We start from the raw sequence: 19,534 nt of genomic DNA on the forward strand, positions 1-19,534 counted from the left end.
CCCGGCGGGCTCAGGCCCGCCGGTAGCGCACCCGCGCGCTGTGCTCGATCGCGGCGACGGCGAGCGGATCGATATCGAGCACGTCGCGCAGCAATTGCAGGAAGCGCAGCTCCTCCTGCTCGACATGGAAATCGGCCGCGGCCACCTCGACGGCGAGGGCATAGGCGGTCTCGTGCAGCCGCTTCGGCAGCGAGGCCGCGATGGTGGCGAGCACGGCGTGCAGCCCGTCATCCTCGGCGACGATGCGGCCGCATTCCTCGGCGACGTCGATCAGCCGGCCGTCGTCGAAGCCGGCGAAGATCGGCATCGAGCCGACCACCTCGCCGATCTTGCGCAGTTCGCGATCGGTCATCTGGCGGTCCGATGCGGACAGCGTGACCATCGCATAGATCAGCGCATCCTGCGTGGAGATCGTCTTGTCGGCGGTCTCGTTCATGTCGTCCCGTCCCTGTCGTGGCGGCGAGAAGCTAGGCCTCCGAAGCGCATTCTTCAACCGCCCGCCGGCGGCGGCGTTGACGCGGCGGCGCCCCGTCCCTAGTGTCCGGCCGCTCGCGCGCCCGAAGATGGCCGCGCCCCTCCCGAAAAGCCACGAAGATGACAGACCAGACCCTCCCCCCGCTCGACCTCGCCCCCGATCTCGTCGCGGCGGCGCAGGTCTCGAAAGCGTGGCCCTTCGAGGAGGCGCGCAAGATCGTCGAGCGGCTGGAACGGAAGAGGAAGGCCGGCGCCGACCTGTCGCGCCCGGTGCTGTTCGAGACCGGCTACGGCCCTTCGGGCCTGCCGCATATCGGCACGTTCGGCGAGGTGGCGCGCACCACCATGGTGCGCACCGCCTTCCGGCTGATCACCGAGGACCGCGTCGCCACCCGGCTGCTCTCCTTCTCGGACGATATGGACGGCATGCGCAAGGTGCCGGAAAACGTGCCGAACCGCGACCTGCTGGCGCAGAACCTCGGCAAGCCGCTGACGAGGGTGCCCGATCCGTTCGGCACGCATGAGAGCTTCGGCCACCACAACAATGCGCGGCTGCGCGCCTTCCTCGACCATTTCGGCTTCGACTACGAGTTCGCGAGCGCGAGCGACTATTACGCCCGCGGCGTGCTCGACGAGAAGCTGCTCGTCATGCTCGAGCGCTACGACGCGGTGATGGAGATCATGCTGCCGACGCTGCGCGAGGAGCGGCGGCGGACCTATTCGCCCTTTCTCCCCGTTCATCCGGAGACCGGCGTCGTCATGCAGGTTCCGGTCGACGAGCGGAACCTCTCCGCCGGGACCATCGTCTGGACCGATCCCGACACGGGCAAGCGCTACGAGACGCCGGTGACCGGCGGCGGCGCCAAGGCGCAGTGGAAGCCCGACTGGGCGCTCCGCTGGGCGGCGCTCGGCGTCGATTACGAGATGAGCGGCAAGGACCACATCGACAACGTCAAGACCTCGTCGAAGATCTGCCGCGTGCTCGGTGCCGAGCCGCCCGACGGCTTCAACTACGAGCTCTTCCTCGACGAAAAGGGCGAGAAGATCTCGAAGTCGAAGGGCAACGGCATCACCATCGAGGAGTGGCTCGACTACGCCTCGCCGGAGAGCCTGTCGCTCTATATGTTCCAGAAGCCGAAGACGGCGAAGCGGCTGCATTTCGACGTGATCCCGCGGGCGGTCGACGAGTATTTCTCGTTCCTCGACGCCTTCCCGCAGCAGGCGGTCGACCTGCGGCTCGGCAATCCGGTCTGGCACATCCATTCCGGTCGCCCGCCGCAGGAGGGCACGCCGGTCGCCTTCTCGATGCTGCTCAATCTCGTCAACGTCTCCGACGCCGACGACAAGACGGTGCTGTGGGCCTATCTGACCCGCTACCAGCCGGATCTGTCGCCCGAGACGCATCCGACGCTCGACGCGCTGATCGGCCATGCCGTGCGCTACTACAATGACGTCGTGAAGCCCGGAAAGGTCTATCGCGAGCCGGATGCGACGATGGTCCAGGCGCTCGACGCGCTCGACCAGGCGCTCGCCGCCATGCCGCAGGGCACCGGCGCCGACACGATCCAGACCGCCGTCTTCGATATCGGCCGGCGCTTCTATCCGGACCCGACGAAGAAGGGGCCGGACGGCAATCCGCCGGGCGTCTCGCTCGACTGGTTCCGCGGCCTCTACCAGGTTCTGCTCGGTCAGGACCAGGGGCCCCGCTTCGGCTCGTTCGTCGCGATCTACGGCATCGCCGAGACCCGCGAGCGGATCTTCAAGGCGCTGCAGGGCGAACTCGCCTGCGGACAGAAGCCGGCCGGGACCTGAGGTGGAACGGGGACGGGCGAGGATCGCGACCGTCCGCCCCGCTTCAGAGGTCGAGCACCAGCCGCTCCGTCTTCGCGCCGGAGCAGCAGATCATGACGAGCTTGTTCGAGGCGCGTTCGCGCGCCGAGAGGACATTGTCCTTGTGGTCGGGCACGCCCTCGATCACCCGCGTCTCGCAGGTGCCGCAGACGCCCTCGCGGCAGGAATGGGCGACCCGCACACCGGCCTCGAGAAGCACCTCCATGATCGTGCGGCCCGCCGGAATGTCGAACTCGCGCTTGGTCCGGGCGAGCACGACGCGGAAGCCGGCATCGGGCTTTTCCGCCGTGCCGGCGAAACGTTCGACATGCAGCCGGTCGGGATCGCGCGCGGCGCCCGCCGCCTCGAAGGCGGCGATCATCGGCGCCGGGCCGCAGCAATAGAGCTCGGCCGCGGCCGGGGCGGCGGCGAGCACGGCGGCGATGTCGAGCAGATGGCCCGCCTCCGCATCGACGTGGAGATGGACGCGGCCGGGCGCGGCCCGTTCGAGCGCGGCGAAGCGGTCGAGGAAGGCGGCGAGGCCGCGTTCGCGCACCGCATAATGCAGCCGCCAGGGCCGGCCGAGCGCTTCGAGACGCTCGATCATGGCGAGAATCGGCGTGATGCCGATGCCGCCGGCGAGGAAGACGCTGACCGGCGCCGTCTCGACGAGTGGAAAGGTGTTGCGCGGCGGGGTGACGGCGAGCGTGTCGCCCACCTTGAGCGTCTCGCAGAGATAGCGCGAGCCGCCGCGGCTCGCCGCATCGCGGTTGACGGCGATCACGTAGCGGTCGGCCGGCTCCGGGGCGTTGATCAGCGAATAGCTGCGCGACAGGTCGCCCGGCAGCGCGAGGTCGAGATGGGCGCCGGCCGTGAAGGCGGGCAGCGCCGCGCCGTCGGGGGCGCGCAGTTCGATCGCCCGGATCGTTTCGGCGAGATAGGCGATCGACTGCACCCGCAGCATCAGCGGGGCAGGCGCCGCCGACCCCGCCACGGCATCCGCCGCGCGGTCGCGCGGCGGTTCGAGCGCGAGGCCGAGGCTCATTACTCGGCGGCCTGCAGCTTCGGCCGGTAGCCCTTGATGGCGGCCATCTTCTTCTCATAGCCTTCCAGCCAGTCGGTGCCGTAGGGCACGACGATATCGCCGCCACGCGCGTCGCGGCAGAGCTCGGGCTGGTCGACGACGGCGGGCAGCTTCTTCTGCTCGGCCCATTCCTTCGCCGCATCGAGCATGACGCGCCGGGTGAGGATGACCATCCGGTCGCTCGCCGCGAGATGCTCCATGGTGCGGTCGACGACCGGCCCCATCGATTCCTGGATCGCCTGGTCCTGCAGCGGGATGCCGACGATGCCGGTATAGCTGCCGCCCGAGCGCTGCCATTCCCGGTCGATGCCGTAATCGTTCGAGGCGTCCTTGACCGGCCGCCAGCGACCCTTCCAGTCGGTCGTCTGCGGCAGGTATTCGAGCGGCCGGGCGAGACCCTGCACGGGCGTGCCGTCCTTGTAGCGCAGGTTCTTCTGCCGCCCGGCCTTGCGACCGAGATCGATGTTGAAGATCATCGTCGCGGTGTCGTCGATCGGCACCCAGGCATTGACCGTCACGTTGCCCTCGATCTGGCCGGCCGGATAGGTCACCCAGAAGGGGAAGATGTAGCTCGCGAAGCGGTGATGCTCGGTGCCCTCATAGGCGTTGCGCTGCGCCGAATACATGGTGCCGAAGGGCATCACCGAGACATTGATCTTCGGCGCCTTCTCGGTGACCGTGAAGACTTCCGGATCGCTCATGTCGAGCTTGTCGCCGTCGATGCCGCCGACATGCAGGAAGCCGAGATGCGAGGTGTCGATGTCGCCCTCGAGCGCCTGCATGTAGTTGCAGTCGCGGTGGGTGAGCGCGATGTTGCGGTCGTCGCCCTCGCCCATGATCGCCTCGATCTCCGGCAGCGGCGGCGGCGCGTCCTGGCGCTCGCCCATATAGGCGAAGACGAGGCCGCCGGATTCGCTGACGCGATAGGCATAGGCGGGTGTGCCGGCGGGATATTTGCTCTTGTCCTCGAGGTTCGGCTGGTCGAGGCACTTGCCCGTCACGTCGAACTTCCAGCCGTGATAGGCGCAGCGTATGCCACCCTGCTCGTTGCGGCCGAAGAACAGCGAGGCGCAGCGGTGCGGGCAGCGGTGATCGAACACGCCGACCCGGCCTTCCGTGTCGCGGAAGGCGACCAGCTTCTCGCCGAGGATCATCAGCCGGACCGGATCGCCGTCCGCCTTCAGCTCGGAGGAGAGGCAGACCGGAATCCAGAACTGGCGGAAGAACTCGCCCATCAGCGTGCCCCGCCCGACGCGGCAGAGCTCGAGGTTCTCTTCTGCGGTGATCATGGTGTCTCAGGCATCCACGAGTTGGGGAAGGGGCTCGAGCACGCCGGCGCGCTCGAGATTGCTGCGGGCGATCGCGACCGCAGCGCCGGTCTCGACCGGATCGGTCATCGGCGCCCGGCGGAAATGATCGGCCGGATAGAAGCGCGCGGCCTCGTAATAGGGCCGGTACATCTCGAAGCGGGCGCGCAGCAGCGGATTGTGCACGCCGGTATCGGCGCGGCGGTCGGCACGCAGCGTCTCGATGTCGATGATGCCGCTGACGGCGACGCCCTCGCCGGCATCCTCCTGATAGGCGATCGTCTCGCCGTGATGGTCGAGGATGTGCGAGCGGCCGCCCATGATCGAGTTGTCGGGCGAGAAGCCGATCGGCCCGGCGACATTGGCGCTGACGAGGTAGCACATGTTCTCGCAGGCGCGGGCGACCTTCGCCGCCTCCTGGCCGGCCGAATATTTCGAGTTGGTCGGATGCAGGATCACCTCCGCACCCTGCATCATGAAGACGCGCGCCACCTCCGGCACGACGATCTCGCCGCAGGGGATGGTGGCGAGCCGGCCGAGCTCGGTGTCGACCACCGGGAACACCTTGTCCCTCGGCGTCGCGGCGAGATAGTCGCTCATGAAATCGTGCGGCGAGGGAAAGGCGGCGGTGTTGATGCGCCGGTAGTTGAGAATCACCTCGCCCTTGCGGTCGATGATGAAGGAGGAGTTGAAATAGCGGCCGGGCCATTCGGGCGGCGCCTCGAAGAGATTGCCGCTGATATAGATGCCGAGTTCCCGGGCGAGCGCCTGCAGCGGCGCGGTGAGCGGCCCCGGAATGCTCGAGCAGGCCCGCGCGATCCACTCGGGCACCTTCATGGCGAGCGGTGGCCCGGTCAGGGCGAATTCCGGGAAGACGACGAGATCGGGCCGGTCCGGACCCGCGCAGGCCTTGCGGATCAATCCGATCAGCCGCTCGGTATTGCGGGCGAGCACGGCCTTCGCTTCGGCCTCGCTCGACGCCTGGGTCGCGCGTTCGCTGCGCATCTGAATGCTGGTGGCACGCCATGGGGCGATCGGCATTGTCGGCTCCGTCTTCCGCGCGTTCTAACTGCACGCCAGTGGTATACCAATAGTCGCCCGATCGCCCACGGAATGCAAGAGGCCTCTGCCGAAAAGGCGGGCATCGCCCGTTCTGCCTCGATTTCGGGCGTAGGACCGTCGACCGGTCGGCAGGCGGGATGCCGCTCTTGTTCCGCGCGTCTTCCGGCTGTATGCGGCGTGGGATGCGGCGGGAACAACCGGGAGAGCGCCTTGGGCGAGGTCGAAGCAGCACTGCGCGAGGACGACGCGGAATCCGGCGATCGGCCCAATCTCGCCGGTCAGGTTTATGAGCAGCTGGTCGACCTCCTGATCCGTGGTGAGCTGCGGCCGGGCGATGTGATCACGGAGCGGCGCATGGCGGAGCGGCTGAAGGCGTCGCGGACCCCGATCCGCGAGGCGCTCGGCCGGCTCGAATCGGAGGGCCTCGTCTACAAGCAACCGAGCCGCGGCGTCACCGTCAGCCCGTTCTCGACCGAGGCCTTCGTCGAGGCGCTCAACGTGCGCATCCTGCTCGAGGGCGAGGCGGCGCGGCTCGCCGCCGGCCGCATTCCGGCCGACCGGGTCGCCCGCATCCACAGTGAACTGCAGCGGCTCGCCGCCAATCCGGAGCCGACGCTCGCCGAGATCTGGGAGGTCGACGACCTGCTGCACGGTGAGATCGCCGACGCCGCCGGCAACACGCTGATGGCCGGCATGATCCGCGACCTGCGCCGCCGCACCCATGTGTTCAACGCCTATCGCCGGGCGATCCGGCCGACCTTCGGCATCGAGGAGAACACCTTCCTGCTCGATGCGGTGGCGAGCGGCGACCGCGAGCGGGCGCGCGAGGCAATGATCCGCCACATCGAGAACGTCAAGGTCGCCGTGATCGAGCGCCTCGCCGGCGCCATCCGGTAGCGGGGCCCTCTCCGGGGGGCGGGCGAGCACACCGCCCGGCTCCCCCTCTCCCGCTCGCGGGAGAGGGCCGGGGTGAGGGTCTGCCCTTCGCCGGCCGAGAAGAGCACCCTCACCCTTCCGGCCTAACCGTCTCGGCCGCCTGCGGCGGCCTGCGACGCCAAGGCCGGAAGCCCTCTCCCGCGCGGCGGGAGAGGGGAAGGCGGCGCCGGTTGTGCGATGCTGCGGCCCGAACATGGCCGGACGGACGAACCCCGCCGCGCGCCTCAGTTCCCGCGCGCCACGAACCGGCCCGAACCCTCCGCGGCGGTGACGGCGCGTCCGTCGAAGGCGAGCGCGCCGCGGACATAGGTCGCGACCGGACGGGCGGCGAACGCCTCGCCGTCATAGGCGCTCCAGCCGACGCCGTGCGGATCCGCCGCCGCGTCGTGCACCGTCTCGCCCGGCGCGAGCACGGCGATGTCGGCGTCGAGGCCGGGGGCGAGCCGGCCTTTGCGGACGAGGCCGAAGAAGCGCGCCGGCCGGTCGGCCAGCAGATCGGCCGTCATCGCCGCCGCCCGGTCTGCGCCGTGCCGGGCGGCCGCATCACTGAAGAAGGCGGGGAGCAGCGTGTCGAGCCCGGGCATGCCGGCGGCGTCATCGAAGATCGTCGGACCGGCCTTGCGCGACAGCGGCCAGGCGCTGTGGTCGGAGGAGACGAAGGTCGCGCCGCCGGTCTCGACGACCCGCCAGAGCGCCTCGCGCACCCCGCCGCGGATCGGCGGATTGACCTTCAGCCGGCCGCCGAGCCTCGGCATCGCCGCGTCGGCGTCGAAATGGAGATAGTGCACGCACATCTCGGCCGTCGCCGCCACGCCGCGGGCGCGATAGGCGCGCACCAGATCGAAGCCCGCCGGTGTCGAGATGTGGACGATGTGGACATGCGCGCCCGTCGCCGCGCCGAGTTCGAGAAAGTTCGCCGTCGCCACCAGTTCGGCGACCTCCGGACGGCTCGGGCTGTGGAATTCCGGCCCCGTCTTCCCCTCGGCGCGATGGCGGGCGGTCGCGGCACGGACGATCTCCTGATCCTCATTGTGCAAGCCCACCGGCAGGCCGGACGGCGCCACCGCCTCGAGGAGCGCGAGCGCGGCGGCATTGCCGATGCGCGGAAAGCGCGCCGGATGCGCCTCGAAGGCGGAGATCTTGAAGGCGCAGACACCCCCCTCGATCAGGGCGGCGATGTCGGCCCGGTCGGGCTCGGGCGGCACGGTGCCATAGAGCGCCACATCGCAGACGGCATAGGTCGCGACCGCCTCGGCCTTCCGCGCCAGCACGGCGGCCGTCGTGGTCGGGTCCGGCTCGTCATAGGGCATGTCGACGATCGTCGTGACGCCGCCGCGCACCGCAGCCCTCGTCGTCGGCGCGAGGCCCGGGAAGCCGGTCTGGCTGCCGGCATGGGTCTGGCCGTCGATCACGCCCGGCAGGACATAGGCCGCGCCGTGATCATCGGTCGCCGCCGCGGCCGGCCGCGGCCCCGAGCCGACCGCGGCGACCACTCCGTCGGCGATCGCCACCCAGCCTCCCTCGAGGATCCCCTCCGGCAGGACCACGCGGCCCGCGACGACCCGATCATACATGCTCCACTCCGGCGAGGTTTTGGATGCAACTGGCATCCACATGGTGTACCAACGGGACGTCCGTTTGCAAAGACCCGGAACGAGATCCGCCGCAATGCTCTACGACCTGACGATCCTCTCCCTCCTGCCGAACACGCTCGGCGCCGTCCTGCCCGTCCTGCCGCAGACCTATGCCACCTTCACGCAGAGCGGCACGGTGCTCGGCTGCTTCTCCTGCGAGTTCGGCGTGCTCAACCGCTTCGCCTTCCTGACGCGCTATGACGATGCGGCGGCGCTCGCCACCGAGCGCGCCCGACTGATGGAAACCGAGGATCCCTATGGCATCGGGCAGTATCTCGGCGGCGTGACGTCCACCGCCTTCAAGCCGCTCTCCTTTGCCCGGCCGATCGAGCCGGGCAGCCACGGTCCCTTCTACGAATTCCGCACCTATTCGCTCGCCCCCGGCGGCCTGCCCGAAACCGAAGCGGCCTGGGCGAAGGTGATCGACCGCCGCCACGCCATGTCGCCGCTCCCCACCATCATGGCCTCCGTCGAGGAAGGCCCGCTGAAGATGGTGCACATCTGGCCCTATGCCTCGATCGAGGCGCGCGCCGCGGCCCGCGCGCAGGCGAGCAAGGAAGGCGTCTTCCCGCCGCCGGGCGGCTCCGCGAAGCTGACGGGGCTGCAATCGGAACTCTTCGTCGCGACCGCCTTCTCCGGCCTCAAATAGCCTTTGGCTCGGCCGGCGCCGCGCCCGCGGCGACGGCTTCACCGGCGGCCTTCAGTGGCAGTAGACCCGTGTCCGCTTGCCGCGCTGGCGCAGGTCGAAGTGCAGATGGTTCTCGTGGTAGCCGTCCGAGCCGTGGCCGAGCACGGTGGTGAAGTGCTTGCAGCCCGCCCTGCGCACCGTCTGCACGAACTCCGCTTCGGTCGCCGTCTGGTCGCCGCCCTTCGCGACCTCCACCCAGCGGTCGCCGACCTTGAAGGCGCCGATGTCGACCGCGTTCATGAAGGCGTGCTCGGAGAGCATCGCGCCCACGACGCGGTTGCGGCCGCGGCAGGAATAGGAATCGGCGATCCGGAGCGCGCTGACGCGCTCGCCGAAGGCGGCGAGCGCCGCGGGCTGGATCTCCTCGGCGAGGAACTCGGCGAGCCGCGTCGTCATCGCGCAATTGAGCGTCGCGCCCGGCGTCAGCGCCACCGCGCCGTCCTCCAGCGCGGAAACCTCGAAGGGCGCAGCATTACCGCATGTGCCTTCGTGCACCGGCGGCTCGGCGACCGCCTTGATCGCCATCCGCCCCATCTCGACCCGGCAGGCGGCGAGGTCGGGCGGCGGCGCCGGCGCGACAGCCGGCGGGAAGGCCGCGGGCACCACCTTTGCCGGCGGCTCCGGCCGCGGCGGCGGAATCAGGCCGAGCAGCGGGTCCCTCACCCGGGGCGCCGGCGAGGCGAAGCCGAGCGGCTCGGCCGGCACCTCGGTCGCGAGCCGCTGCGGCGCCTCGAGGACGGCAGGCGGCACGCCCAGCACGCCGGCGCGTACGGTGCGCAGCGCCGGCGCCTCCTTCGGCGCGGGCAGCGGGGCGGGTGCAGGCACCGGCGCATCGAGTTCGCGCGCGGCGAGAACCGCGGCCTGGACGATTTCCGGCCGCGGCCGCGGCTTCGGCACAGCCGGCCCCGCGGCGACGCTACCGACCCGTGTTTCCAAGGCGGGCTCCTCGTCCGGTGCCGCAGGCTCCTTCGCGGCCGACGCCGGGCCGTGCGCCGCCTTCTCCGCCTCGATTTCCGCCAGGTCCTCGGGCACTGGCGCTTCGGCCTCCGCGGCCTCGTCCGGCCGCGGGCGCGGCAGCGGCGGCGTTGCGGAGGGAGCGACGGCGAGCGGCCGCTTCGCCGTCCGCCGGGGCGGTGCCGTCCTCTCGAAGGCGCTCGCGGGCGGGATCATGGCGCGCAGCACCGTTCCGACGCTCGGCTCGGGTGCGGCCCGCACCAGAGAGGCGGGCGGCAAAGCGAGGCAGAGTGCGGCGGCGAGCGCGAGCGCGCGGCGGCGTCTCGCAAAGCGTGCTCCAGCGGTCGGCATCATGCGGTCCTCCGCGCGAACGGCCCTTCCGGCCCCGCTCAAGAGAACGCCGCCCTGAGGTCGACGGTTTCACGCACGCCGATATCGTCGAAATGGGCCGCCAGCCAGTCCTGCGCGGCCTTCCGCCCGACCGCGAACAACTCCTCGAAGAACGCGAAGGAGGTGTCGAGCTTGGTCGCCGCGCCATATTGGGCGAGCGCTGCCGAGGCCTCGATCCGGTGCAGCCGGTTGCGGCGGTAGCGTTTCGGGTCGAGCCGCTTCTCGTCGAGCATCCGGTTGACGAAGTCGATCGCACGGAATTCGCGCAGCAGCGAGGCGTTGAAGGTGATCTCCGAGGCCCGCTCAATGATCTCGCGCGACGTGTTCGGAATCTCCGGCCGCTCGATCGGGTTGATCTGGACGAGCAGGATGTCCTCGGCCGTCGTCTCGGTGAAGAAGGGGAACAGCGCCGGATTGCCCATGAAGCCGCCGTCCCAGTAGCCCTCGCCGTCGATCATCACGGTCTGGAACAGATAGGGCAGGCAGGCCGACGCCATCACCGCGTCGGCGGTGATCTCGCCATCGGCGAACAGCCGGATCTTGCCGGTCTTGACGCTCGTCGCCGAGATGAAGAGCTTCAGCGCCTTGCAGGCCCGCACCTTCTCGAAATCGACCATGTCGACGACGAGCTCGCGCAAGGGATTGATGTTGAGCGGGTTGAAGCCATAGGGCGAGGAGAGGTTGGTGAGCGCCTCGAAAAACTGGAAAGGCCCGAGCATCGGGGTCCGCCAGAAGCCCATCCAGGCGCCGATCAGGTCGTGTGCCGAGGCCCCGGCCCCCGAGGAGCGGCTGACCCGCTGCCAGAACTCCGCGAGCCGCGCCCGGGCGCCCTCGGCCCCGCCGCGGACAAAACCGTCGGCGAGCACGACGGCGTTCATCGCCCCCGCGCTCGTCCCCGATATGCCGTCGAATTCGAGCCGGCCGTCGGCGAGCAGCGCGTCGAGCACGCCCCAGGTGAAGGCGCCGTGCGCGCCGCCGCCCTGCAGCGCGAGATTGACCCGCTTGCGGCCGGCGCCGTGCGGATGGGCCGGCTTGGCGCCGGCCCCGACGAGCTTGGCGAGCTTCACTGCGCGGTCCAGCCGCCGTCGATCGGCAGCAGCGCGCCGGTGATGTTCGCCGCCTCGGCCCGGCAGAGGAAGAGCGCGAGCGCCGCCACCTCGTCGACCTTGACGAATTCGCGGGTCGGCTGGGCGGCAAGGAGCACCTTCTCCTTCACCTCCTGCTCGGTCATGCCGCGCGCCTTCATCGTATCGGGGATCTGCTTCCCGACGAGCGGGGTCCAGACATAGCCCGGGCAGATCGCGTTGACGGTGATGCCGGCGGTCGCGACCTCGAGCGCGGCGGTCTTGGTCAGCCCGGCGATGCCGTGCTTCGCCGCGACATAGGCGGCCTTGTAGGGCGAGGCGACGAGCGCGTGCGCCGAAGCGGTGTTGATCACCCGGCCCCAGCCCTTCCGCTTCATCCCCGGCAGCGCCGCCCGCATGGTGTGGAAGGCGGAGGACAGGTTGATCGCGAGAATGGCGTTCCATTTGTCGATCGGGAACTCGTCGATCGGCGCGACGTGCTGGATGCCGGCATTGTTGACGAGCACGTCGACGGCACCGAACGCCGCCTCGGCCTCCGCCACCATCGCCGCGATTTCGTCGGGCTTCGTCATGTCGGCGCCGGAATGCGTCACCGTCACGCCCGTCGAAGCGGCGAGCTCGGCCCGCGTCGCCTCGATCGCCGCCGGCTCGCCGAAGCCGTTGAGCACGACGTTCGCGCCGGCCTTCGCGAAGGCCGTCGCGATCGCGAGGCCGATGCCGGATGTCGAGCCGGTCACCAGTGCCGTCTTGCCGGCCAGAATCATTCCGTCCGTCATCTCGCCCTCCGTTCGGGTCGTGAGACATGCCGCTCCTTCCTATATATCGGGATGCTGCGCCGCGTCACGACGGGCGCGACGCCGCGCCGCGCGGGGCGCCTTCAGTCGCTGCGCGGGCAGTGCTAGAAGGGCGAGCCGCCCACAGGACGAAGGATGGCGGACGGACCCATGGCCGACCACGCGACCCTCGAACATTCCGAGCACGACCACGCCGACTGCACGCGCGCGGCCCTCGCCCATGCCGAGGCGGTGTGCGCCGCCGGGGGCCTCCGCTTCACCGAACAGCGTCGCCGCGTGCTGGCGGCGCTCGCCGAGAGCCACGTCCCCTCCTCCGCCTATGAGGTGATCGACCGGCTCGCCGAGGCCGGCCGCCGGCCGGCGCCGATCTCGGTCTACCGGGCGCTCGATTTCCTGACCGGGCACGGCCTCGCCCACCGCATCGAATCGAAAAACGCCTTCGTCGCCTGCACACGCGCCGGCAGCCATGCGCCGGACACCGCCGGCGAGGCCAGCGGGGCGACGGTGTTCCTGCTCTGCGAGCGCTGCGGCGCCGCCGCCGAGGCCGCCTCGCCGGCGCTCGACAGCGCCCTCGCCCGCCTCGCCGCCGACGCCCACTTCACCCCGCACGCCCCGGTGATCGAGATCCGCGGCCTCTGCACCCGCTGCCGCGAGGCGGCCTGATGGCGAGCGTCGGCGCGCGAAGCGCCCTCACCCCGGCCCTCTCCCGCAGGCGGGAGAGGGAGCGGCGGCCGACTGCGGAAGTTCACACCATCGCCGCGCCCCCCTCTCCCGCGAGCGGGAGAGGGCTTCGCTTCTTGGCGAGCGAAGCGAGCCTAGACGCGAAGGGTGAGGGTCTCTCTCTTTTCGGCCACCGCGCAAGCGCCCTCACCCCGGCCCTCTCCCGCGGGCGGGAGAGGGAGTGGTCGCCGGCCGCGAACGCCGCCCGCCGCTTCGAGAAACCATGCCGCCCCCTCGCCCGCCGGGCCGAGAGGGCGAGGGTAAGGGTCCTGCCATGAATGCCCCGATCGGCCTGCCCGAAATCCATGCCGGTCCGCTGCCGCGGCGCCGCACGGTGCCCGTCAAGGTCGGCGGCGTGGCGGTCGGCGGCGCGGCGCCGGTCGTCGTGCAGTCGATGACCAACACCGACACCGCCGATGTCGAGGCGACCGTCGCGCAGGTCGCCGCGCTCGCCATCGCCGGTTCGGAGATCGTCCGCATCACGGTCGACCGCGACGAGGCCGCCGCCGCCGTGCCGCGCATCAAGGAGCGGCTGCTCAAGCGCTCGATCCGCGTGCCGCTCGTCGGCGACTTTCACTATATCGGCCACAAGCTCCTCACCGATCATCCCGCCTGCGCCGAGGCGCTCGACAAGTTCCGCATCAATCCCGGCAACGTCGGCTTCGGCGAGAGGCGCGACCGGCAGTTTTCGACGCTGATCGAGCTGGCGCTGCGCCACGACAAGCCGGTGCGGATCGGCGTCAACTGGGGCTCGCTCGATCAGGATCTGCTCACCCGGCTGATGGACGAGAACGCCGCCGCCGCGGCGCCGCGCACCGCCGGCGCCGTGATGCGCGAGGCGATCGTCCAGTCGGCGCTGCTTTCCGCCGCGCGCGCCGAGGAGATCGGCCTGAAGCGCGACAAGATCATCCTGTCGGCGAAGGTCTCGAACGTGCAGGATCTGATCGCCGTCTATCGCGATCTCGCCGCCCGCACCGACCACGCCCTCCATCTCGGCCTCACCGAGGCGGGCATGGGCACGAAGGGCATCGTCGCCTCCTCGGCCGCCATGGGCATCCTGCTGCAGGAAGGCATCGGCGACACGATCCGCGTCTCGCTCACCCCCGAGCCGGGCGGCGATCGCACGCGCGAGGTGCAGGTGGCGCAGGAGCTCCTGCAGACCATGGGGTTCCGCACCTTCCTGCCGGTCGTCGCCGCCTGCCCGGGCTGCGGCCGCACCACTTCGACCGTGTTCCAGGAACTCGCCCAGACGATCGAGGAGGACCTGCGCCGCTCGATGCCCGTCTGGCGCGAGCGCTATCCCGGCGTCGAAGGCCTCAAGGTGGCGGTGATGGGCTGCATCGTGAACGGCCCCGGCGAATCGAAGCACGCCGACATCGGCATCTCGCTGCCGGGCACGGGCGAAACCCCCGCCGCCCCCGTCTTCATCGACGGCAAGAAGGCCGCGACACTTCGCGGCCCCGGCATCGCCGAAGACTTCCGCCGGATGGTGGAGGCGTATGTCGAGCAGCGGTGGGGGTGAGACATTATGGTGCTGGCGCGCTTGTCGCCGGCCACGGCGTACCAGATATCTTCCTAATACCTTCCTATAATTATTCTGTGTTGAATTTGGTCCAATATTGGCTAAAATTTTCCTAAAGGGGGGGGACTAGATGCCAGTTTTCAATGACGACACGCTCAACACCCTGTTCGGCACAGCAGCAGCCGAAGATGACAGTCTCGATCGGTTTAAAGAATATTTTTACTATAATAGCACTTACGATAGTATAAATTCCGACCTGCCTATAAGAATTTTGGTTGGGCATAAGGGTGTAGGAAAGAGCGCCCTACTGAGGCGGTCTCAAATTGGAAACAGTGAGAAGAATCAGCTGAGCGTTTGGATACGGCCTAATGATATACAGGAGCTTAGAGATAATAGTATTGATCAGAGCTTTAATAGTATTATAGAGAGATGGAAAGTCGGGCTAACAAGAATTATTGCGCTAAAAATCATTAGTCGCTTTCAAAAAGATACCATCAAGCTCAACGATTATCTTCCTGAAGATAGGGCCATCAAACACGTTATTAGTTTTGTTCATGATTACGTAAAGAAGTTGGTGCCGAGTCTATCGAAGGTGGACGCAGCTATTGTTGATGTATTTGAAAAAGAAAAGAAGATATACATATATATTGACGATATCGACCGGGGTTGGACGGCATCAAAACCCGATATAGTAGCAATATCTGCTCTGCTTAATGCTATGAGGGATTTAAGCAGCGAAGATCCCCGACTAAAATTCAGGATCGGCCTCCGAAGCGACGTATACTTTCTGGTTCGCACTTCCGATGAATCTACAGACAAAATAGAACAAAATGTTGTGTGGCTTACATGGAGTAACCATGAAATACTTTGTATCGTCGCAAAGAGGATACTGACGTTCTTCGGAGAAGAAAGAGATCAACGAGAAATATCTAAACTAGATCAATCATCGATCTCAAGAAATATTCTATCAAAGATAATGGATCCCGTATTTCACGGGCGGGGACACTGGAGTGATCGCCCGATACATAATGTGTTGCTTTCTCTTACCCGTGCCCGTCCGCGTGACCTCATAAAATTGCTCCATGGCGCCGGTCGCAGAGCATACAAAGAGCATCGAGAGATTATTAGTTCCATGGATTTTGAAAGCTCATTTGAATCTTATTCGGTAGAGCGACTTCAGGATATCGTTCTTGAGTTCAAGACCGAAGTTCCGGATGTGGAGAAGCTCTTGCTTGCAATGAAGCCGACAAAAATTGAAAAACGAACATCTATGAGTTATCTTTTTACAATGGATCAGCTGTCCTCCAAAATAAATAAGGCGAGAAATAACGTAAACGTTCGTTTTACGAATGGGCGACATGTAACAACAAGAGTCATTATTCAGTTTCTATATAAAATCGATTTTATTACCGCGCGAATAGAAGAAGGGGGCGTGATTAAGAGGCGGTATTTCGATCAGAGCAGATTTCTCGCCAGCGAGGTTGCTGATTTTGGCTTTAATTGGGAGATACATCCGGCATATCGATGGGCACTTCAGCCGAACGATGTTGAAACGGTAATAGCTTCGTTGGATACTATCAGCTCGAGCTAATCTTTCACTGTTGCCGGTCCCGCGCCTCCTCTGCGTGCCGCCGGCTCTGCCTCTCGCGGCGCCGCATAGATCGACTCTAGGACGTCGACATAGCGATAGAACCGGCCGTTCTCGGCGGTGATGTCGAGGACGCCTCCTCAGAGCCGATCGTGGTCGTCGCCTTCGACGACACCCGCCAGCGCTTCATCGGCCCTGCCAGGCCGGCCGGACGTAAAGGCGCCCTGTGCCCGCTCTTGGCCGGAGCATCCACCGGTATCAGGGCGCGGAGGGGTCTGCGAGTGCCGCCGCGGCGGCGCGGCTGCCGCGGTCGATCAGGGCGAGAAAGGCGGTCTCGGCCGCGCTCCGGTCGGCGGTCTGTGCGAAGCGGCGGTGCGCTTCGAGGAAGGCGGCGCTCCAGGCCGCGACGAGCAGGTCCGCCGCGAGGCGCGCTTCGGCACCGGCCGGCCTCGGCCCGGCCGCGTCGGCCCGATCCGCGGAACCTTCCTCGACACGCATCCGATCCTCATCCGCGCCGCTCGAGCCATCGGGTCCGGCGGGCGGGTGCCCGGCGGCTCCGGCGAGCTCCACCGCGACGAGGCCGGCCAGTTCGTCGCGGATCGCCCGGGCGCGCGCCTTCAGCGTCTCGCTCGCCGCCACCGTGGCAATGAAGGCGGCGCTGCGGGCGGAGAACGCGACCGCCGGGTGGTTCTCGGCGACCAGCCGATGGGCGAAGCGGCGGAGCGCTTCGACGGGCGCGACGCCCGGCGCGCGCCCGCGCAGCGCGTCGCGGATCAGCGCGCGGCCCTCTTCGTCGCGGTCGAAGAGCAGGTCCTCCTTGCGCGGAAAATGGTTGAACACCGTCATCCGACCGACATCGGCCGCGGCGGCGATCTCATCGATCGTCACCGCGTCGAAGCCGCGCTCGAGAAACAGCCGGGTGGCGACGTCGGAGATCGCCCGTCGCGTTGCGCGGCGCTTGCGGCCGCGACGGTCGAGATCGGTGGAAGGTAGCGGATCGGTTGACATGGCGGCTCGTCTAGCACAGAAGATGGACTTGGTATATTTTAATACTCGATCTATAAAACTCCGATGCCGCGCCGATTGGCGCCGCCGCCGGCCTTCGCGGATCCCTCGCCATGCCCCGCTCCCTTCTCATCGCTCTTGCCGCCGTCGGACTGGATGCGGTCGGCATCGGGCTCGTCTTCCCGCTCCTGCCACGGCTCGTCGCGGTGCTCGGCTCCGGGGTGGATGCCGCGCTTCTGCTCGGCCTCCTCACCGCGCTCTATGCGGCAATGCAGTTCGTCTTCGCGCCCCTGCTCGGCGCGGCGAGCGACCGGATCGGCCGCCGGCCCGTGCTCCTCGTCTCCCTCGCCGGCGCCTCGCTCAACTATCTCGTGATGGCGCTCGCGCCGCAACTCTGGCTGCTCTTTGCCGGCCGCGCGATTGCCGGCCTGACGAGCGCCAACATGGCGGTCGCCACCGCCATCATCGCCGACGTCACGCCCGAGGACGAGCGCACCCGCCGTTTCGGCCAGTTCAACGCAGTGTTCGGCGCCGGCTTCATCGTCGGCCCGGTGCTGGGCGGCCTGCTGGGCGAGCACGGACTTCGCCTGCCCTTCCTCGCGGCCGCTCTTCTCAGTGGCGGCAATCTCCTCCTCGCTGTCCTGATGCTGCCTGAAACACGGCCGGCCGGACGCCCTCCCCGCGGGCGCGCCGCCCCGGGCCGCGGCGTTCCCGCCCGCCTGCCGCCGCTCCGCTTCATCGCCTCGATCGAGGGGCTGCGGCCGATCCTCCTCACCATCTTCGTGCTCGCCGCGACCGGCGAGGTCTATGGCACGTGCTGGGCGCTCTGGGGCTCTGACGCGTTCCATTGGGACGGGCTGCGGGTCGGCCTGTCGCTCGGCGCCTTCGGCATCTGCCAGACGCTCGCGCAGGCGCTCCTGCCGGGGCCGGCGGCCGCCCGGCTGGGCGAGCGCGGCGCGATTCTGACTGGTCTCGCCGGCGCCGGCCTTGCGCTTCTCGTCATGGCCTTTGCGCGGCAGGGCTGGATGATCTTCGCGATCCTGCCGATCTTCGCGCTCGGCGGAATCGGCGTGCCGGCGCTGCAGGCGCTCGCCAGCCGCAAGGTCGATGCGGAGCGGCAGGGCCAGTTCCAGGGCGTCGTCGCTTCGGTGGTCAGCCTCGCCTCAATCGTCGCGCCGCTCGCCTTCTCCGCGCTCTATTTCCTGGTCCGGCCGGCCTGGCCGGGCGCCATATGGCTCGTCGTCATCGTTCTCTATGCGCTCGCCGCGGCGGTGGTGCTGCGGCTCGGCTTCGCCGGCCCGGAGCGGAGCGCGCGCGCCTGAGACGAACGCTTCGGCCCGTTTGGAAGGGGCAACGAAACGTGGCCAGCCTCTCCGTTACGCCTCCTCTCCGGCGTCCGACCGGATCATCCGCGCATAGGTCTCGTCCGGCAGGGCGCCCCAGCGGTGCAGCGTCTCGAGGCAGGCGAAGTCGGAATCGAGGAAGCGCCGGAGATGATGGCGCGCGCGCTGCGACAGGACGCGCTGCGCCGGCGGCGTGGCGCTGCGGTGCTCGTTCAGACGCGGACCGGCACGAACGCCGAAGACTCGGGCGATATCCTCGTCGAGCCGTTCCTGCACCAGAACGGCGCCGATCTGCTGCGGCGCGATCGACGCGAGCAGGTCCTGGAGATAGAAGGCGATGCTCTCGCCGAGATGATGGATCGAGCGGAAATTCCCCTGGGCGAGCGGATCGTCGGTGCCGTCCTCGCGATAGAGCGCCGTCGCGAGGCGATCGAGCGTGCCGTAATGCGCAAGGATCGCCGCCTCGCCGGGAAAGCGGGCCGCCTGGCCACCTTCCGTGATCACCTTCCTGAAGCGCCAGTTGAAAGCGGACACGGCCCGCTCGATCGGCGCCCGGACCGCGATGTAGTACCGCGCCGTCGGATCGATCGGCGGCTTGCGGATGTGCACCACCTCGTCGATCGCGAAGCGTCGGCTCTGCGAGGCCGCCCGCAGGATCGACGTGCCGCCGCATTTACCGACATGAATAAAGACATGGCGTCTCGTCAGGGAGCCCGCCTCAGGGAGCCGCTGAATTTTCATATATATGAAATAGCGGATTGAGGCTGGACTAAACAAGAGCCGGAGCGTCCCGCTCCGGCTCCCGCGCGCGCTCAGCCGATGCCGTCGGGTCCCGCGCCGCAGACGAGGCCGGCGATGGTGCGGCCGGGGCCGAAGGCGACGGCGCCCGAGCGGAGCGCCGCCACCGACGCCGCCCCCGAAAGGTCCGCCGCGATGCCGAGCTCGAACCACAGCCAGCGGCTCGCCTCCACCATCGCCTCGTCCTCGACCAGAACGATCTCGTCGACATGGCGCCGCACGAGATCGTAGACCGCCGGGTCCGTCTCCGCGCACGACATCGTCGCCACCCGAGTCGTCACCGCCGGCAACCGCACCACATGGCCGGCGTCGAGCGAGGC

General features: G+C 68.1%; 18 protein-coding genes. 7 read left to right on the forward strand and 11 right to left on the reverse strand.

Annotation, left to right across the window (positions count from 1 at the left end; translation table 11 throughout):
• Positions 1-10: 10 nt before the first annotated feature.
• Complete coding sequence (locus tag GGQ63_RS20070) at positions 11-436, reverse strand: tellurite resistance TerB family protein (RefSeq protein WP_183858401.1); 426 nt, start codon at positions 434-436, stop codon at positions 11-13.
• Between the two features lie 158 nt (positions 437-594).
• Here GGQ63_RS20070 and GGQ63_RS20075 point away from each other — a divergent pair, with 158 nt between their 5' ends.
• The gene (locus tag GGQ63_RS20075) at positions 595-2,286 is read left to right on the forward strand and encodes a lysine--tRNA ligase (RefSeq protein ID WP_183858402.1); all 1,692 of its coding nucleotides are present in this window, start codon (positions 595-597) and stop codon (positions 2,284-2,286) included.
• Positions 2,287-2,329: 43 nt separating this feature from the next.
• On the opposite strand, the gene GGQ63_RS20080 is transcribed toward GGQ63_RS20075, so the two are convergent.
• From GGQ63_RS20080 to GGQ63_RS20090, 3 genes are read right to left on the reverse strand one after another with little or no spacing between them, the layout of a single operon-like run.
• Positions 2,330-3,349 (reverse strand): PDR/VanB family oxidoreductase, encoded by a 1,020-nt coding sequence (locus tag GGQ63_RS20080; RefSeq protein WP_183858403.1) that lies wholly within the window; start codon positions 3,347-3,349, stop codon positions 2,330-2,332.
• On the reverse strand, positions 3,349-4,677 hold the full coding sequence (locus GGQ63_RS20085) for a Rieske 2Fe-2S domain-containing protein (RefSeq protein ID WP_183858404.1): 1,329 nt from the start codon (positions 4,675-4,677) through the stop codon (positions 3,349-3,351). The genes GGQ63_RS20080 and GGQ63_RS20085 overlap by 1 nt, the downstream gene beginning before the upstream one ends.
• A gap of 6 nt (positions 4,678-4,683) precedes the next feature.
• Positions 4,684-5,736 carry a nitrilase-related carbon-nitrogen hydrolase gene (locus tag GGQ63_RS20090; RefSeq protein ID WP_183858405.1) on the reverse strand — a complete coding sequence of 351 codons (1,053 nt, stop codon included), beginning with the start codon at positions 5,734-5,736 and terminating at the stop codon, positions 4,684-4,686.
• A gap of 231 nt (positions 5,737-5,967) precedes the next feature.
• Here GGQ63_RS20090 and GGQ63_RS20095 point away from each other — a divergent pair, with 231 nt between their 5' ends.
• On the forward strand, positions 5,968-6,654 hold the full coding sequence (locus tag GGQ63_RS20095) for a GntR family transcriptional regulator (RefSeq protein WP_246429900.1): 687 nt from the start codon (positions 5,968-5,970) through the stop codon (positions 6,652-6,654).
• Positions 6,655-6,917: 263 nt separating this feature from the next.
• Here the strand turns inward: GGQ63_RS20095 and GGQ63_RS20100 are convergent, their stop codons facing one another.
• Positions 6,918-8,267: a dihydroorotase gene (locus GGQ63_RS20100; protein WP_183858407.1), complete on the reverse strand. Its 1,350-nt coding sequence runs from the start codon at positions 8,265-8,267 to the stop codon at positions 6,918-6,920.
• A 94-nt stretch (positions 8,268-8,361) separates the two neighbouring features.
• On the opposite strand from GGQ63_RS20100, the gene GGQ63_RS20105 reads away from it, so the two are divergent.
• On the forward strand, positions 8,362-8,976 hold the full coding sequence (locus GGQ63_RS20105) for an NIPSNAP family protein (protein WP_183858408.1): 615 nt from the start codon (positions 8,362-8,364) through the stop codon (positions 8,974-8,976).
• 51 nt (positions 8,977-9,027) lie between these two features.
• Here GGQ63_RS20105 and GGQ63_RS20110 read toward each other — a convergent pair whose 3' ends face one another.
• The 3 genes from GGQ63_RS20110 to GGQ63_RS20120 are packed head-to-tail and all read right to left on the reverse strand — an operon-like array spanning position 9,028 to position 12,208.
• A complete protein-coding gene (locus GGQ63_RS20110) occupies positions 9,028-10,323 on the reverse strand; it encodes an extensin family protein (RefSeq protein ID WP_183858409.1) in 1,296 nt (431 codons plus the stop codon).
• 35 nt (positions 10,324-10,358) lie between these two features.
• On the reverse strand, positions 10,359-11,426 hold the full coding sequence (locus tag GGQ63_RS20115; protein WP_183858410.1) for a patatin-like phospholipase family protein: 1,068 nt from the start codon (positions 11,424-11,426) through the stop codon (positions 10,359-10,361).
• Positions 11,423-12,208 (reverse strand): 3-hydroxybutyrate dehydrogenase, encoded by a 786-nt coding sequence (locus GGQ63_RS20120; RefSeq protein WP_183858422.1) that lies wholly within the window; start codon positions 12,206-12,208, stop codon positions 11,423-11,425. The genes GGQ63_RS20115 and GGQ63_RS20120 overlap by 4 nt, the downstream gene beginning before the upstream one ends.
• Positions 12,209-12,373: 165 nt before the next feature.
• Here GGQ63_RS20120 and GGQ63_RS20125 point away from each other — a divergent pair, with 165 nt between their 5' ends.
• From GGQ63_RS20125 to GGQ63_RS20135, 3 genes are all read left to right on the forward strand, one after another.
• Complete coding sequence (locus tag GGQ63_RS20125; protein ID WP_246429901.1) at positions 12,374-12,901, forward strand: Fur family transcriptional regulator; 528 nt, start codon at positions 12,374-12,376, stop codon at positions 12,899-12,901.
• Between the two features lie 331 nt (positions 12,902-13,232).
• Positions 13,233-14,480, forward strand: coding sequence for a flavodoxin-dependent (E)-4-hydroxy-3-methylbut-2-enyl-diphosphate synthase (ispG, locus tag GGQ63_RS20130; RefSeq protein WP_183858411.1), 1,248 nt, complete (start codon positions 13,233-13,235; stop codon positions 14,478-14,480).
• A 130-nt stretch (positions 14,481-14,610) separates the two neighbouring features.
• Positions 14,611-16,071: a P-loop ATPase, Sll1717 family gene (locus GGQ63_RS20135; RefSeq protein ID WP_183858412.1), complete on the forward strand. Its 1,461-nt coding sequence runs from the start codon at positions 14,611-14,613 to the stop codon at positions 16,069-16,071.
• A 255-nt stretch (positions 16,072-16,326) separates the two neighbouring features.
• Here GGQ63_RS20135 and GGQ63_RS20140 read toward each other — a convergent pair whose 3' ends face one another.
• Entirely contained in the window at positions 16,327-17,076 is a 750-nt protein-coding gene (locus tag GGQ63_RS20140) for a TetR/AcrR family transcriptional regulator (protein WP_183858413.1), read from the reverse strand.
• A 110-nt stretch (positions 17,077-17,186) separates the two neighbouring features.
• On the opposite strand from GGQ63_RS20140, the gene GGQ63_RS20145 reads away from it, so the two are divergent.
• The gene (locus tag GGQ63_RS20145; RefSeq protein WP_183858414.1) at positions 17,187-18,395 is read left to right on the forward strand and encodes an MFS transporter; all 1,209 of its coding nucleotides are present in this window, start codon (positions 17,187-17,189) and stop codon (positions 18,393-18,395) included.
• A gap of 54 nt (positions 18,396-18,449) precedes the next feature.
• Here GGQ63_RS20145 and GGQ63_RS20150 read toward each other — a convergent pair whose 3' ends face one another.
• Positions 18,450-19,028, reverse strand: a complete 579-nt coding sequence (locus GGQ63_RS20150; protein ID WP_183858415.1) for a hypothetical protein — start codon at positions 19,026-19,028, stop codon at positions 18,450-18,452.
• A 200-nt stretch (positions 19,029-19,228) separates the two neighbouring features.
• Positions 19,229-19,534 (reverse strand): pyridoxal-phosphate dependent enzyme (locus GGQ63_RS20155; protein ID WP_183858416.1); only part of this gene is annotated, 306 nt, incomplete at its 5' end.

This window comes from Prosthecomicrobium pneumaticum (assembly GCF_014199915.1).
GTDB classification, from domain to species: domain Bacteria; phylum Pseudomonadota; class Alphaproteobacteria; order Rhizobiales; family Kaistiaceae; genus Prosthecomicrobium; species Prosthecomicrobium pneumaticum.

Excerpts from the sequence above, each read along its gene's own strand:
- GGQ63_RS20085 (WP_183858404.1), bottom strand. The coding sequence starts at position 4,677 with ATGATCACCGCAGAAGAGAACCTCGAGCTCTGCCGCGTCGGGCGGGGC.
- GGQ63_RS20075 (WP_183858402.1), top strand. The coding sequence starts at position 595 with ATGACAGACCAGACCCTCCCCCCGCTCGACCTCGCCCCCGATCTCGTC.
- GGQ63_RS20135 (WP_183858412.1), top strand. The coding sequence starts at position 14,611 with ATGCCAGTTTTCAATGACGACACGCTCAACACCCTGTTCGGCACAGCA.
- GGQ63_RS20105 (WP_183858408.1), top strand. The coding sequence starts at position 8,362 with ATGCTCTACGACCTGACGATCCTCTCCCTCCTGCCGAACACGCTCGGC.
- ispG (WP_183858411.1), top strand. The coding sequence starts at position 13,233 with ATGAATGCCCCGATCGGCCTGCCCGAAATCCATGCCGGTCCGCTGCCG.
- GGQ63_RS20080 (WP_183858403.1), bottom strand. The coding sequence starts at position 3,349 with ATGAGCCTCGGCCTCGCGCTCGAACCGCCGCGCGACCGCGCGGCGGAT.
- GGQ63_RS20070 (WP_183858401.1), bottom strand. The coding sequence starts at position 436 with ATGAACGAGACCGCCGACAAGACGATCTCCACGCAGGATGCGCTGATC.
- GGQ63_RS20110 (WP_183858409.1), bottom strand. The coding sequence starts at position 10,323 with ATGATGCCGACCGCTGGAGCACGCTTTGCGAGACGCCGCCGCGCGCTC.
- GGQ63_RS20100 (WP_183858407.1), bottom strand. The coding sequence starts at position 8,267 with ATGTATGATCGGGTCGTCGCGGGCCGCGTGGTCCTGCCGGAGGGGATC.
- GGQ63_RS20125 (WP_246429901.1), top strand. The coding sequence starts at position 12,374 with ATGGCGGACGGACCCATGGCCGACCACGCGACCCTCGAACATTCCGAG.
- GGQ63_RS20140 (WP_183858413.1), bottom strand. The coding sequence starts at position 17,076 with ATGTCAACCGATCCGCTACCTTCCACCGATCTCGACCGTCGCGGCCGC.
- GGQ63_RS20090 (WP_183858405.1), bottom strand. The coding sequence starts at position 5,736 with ATGCCGATCGCCCCATGGCGTGCCACCAGCATTCAGATGCGCAGCGAA.
- GGQ63_RS20120 (WP_183858422.1), bottom strand. The coding sequence starts at position 12,208 with ATGATTCTGGCCGGCAAGACGGCACTGGTGACCGGCTCGACATCCGGC.
- GGQ63_RS20145 (WP_183858414.1), top strand. The coding sequence starts at position 17,187 with ATGCCCCGCTCCCTTCTCATCGCTCTTGCCGCCGTCGGACTGGATGCG.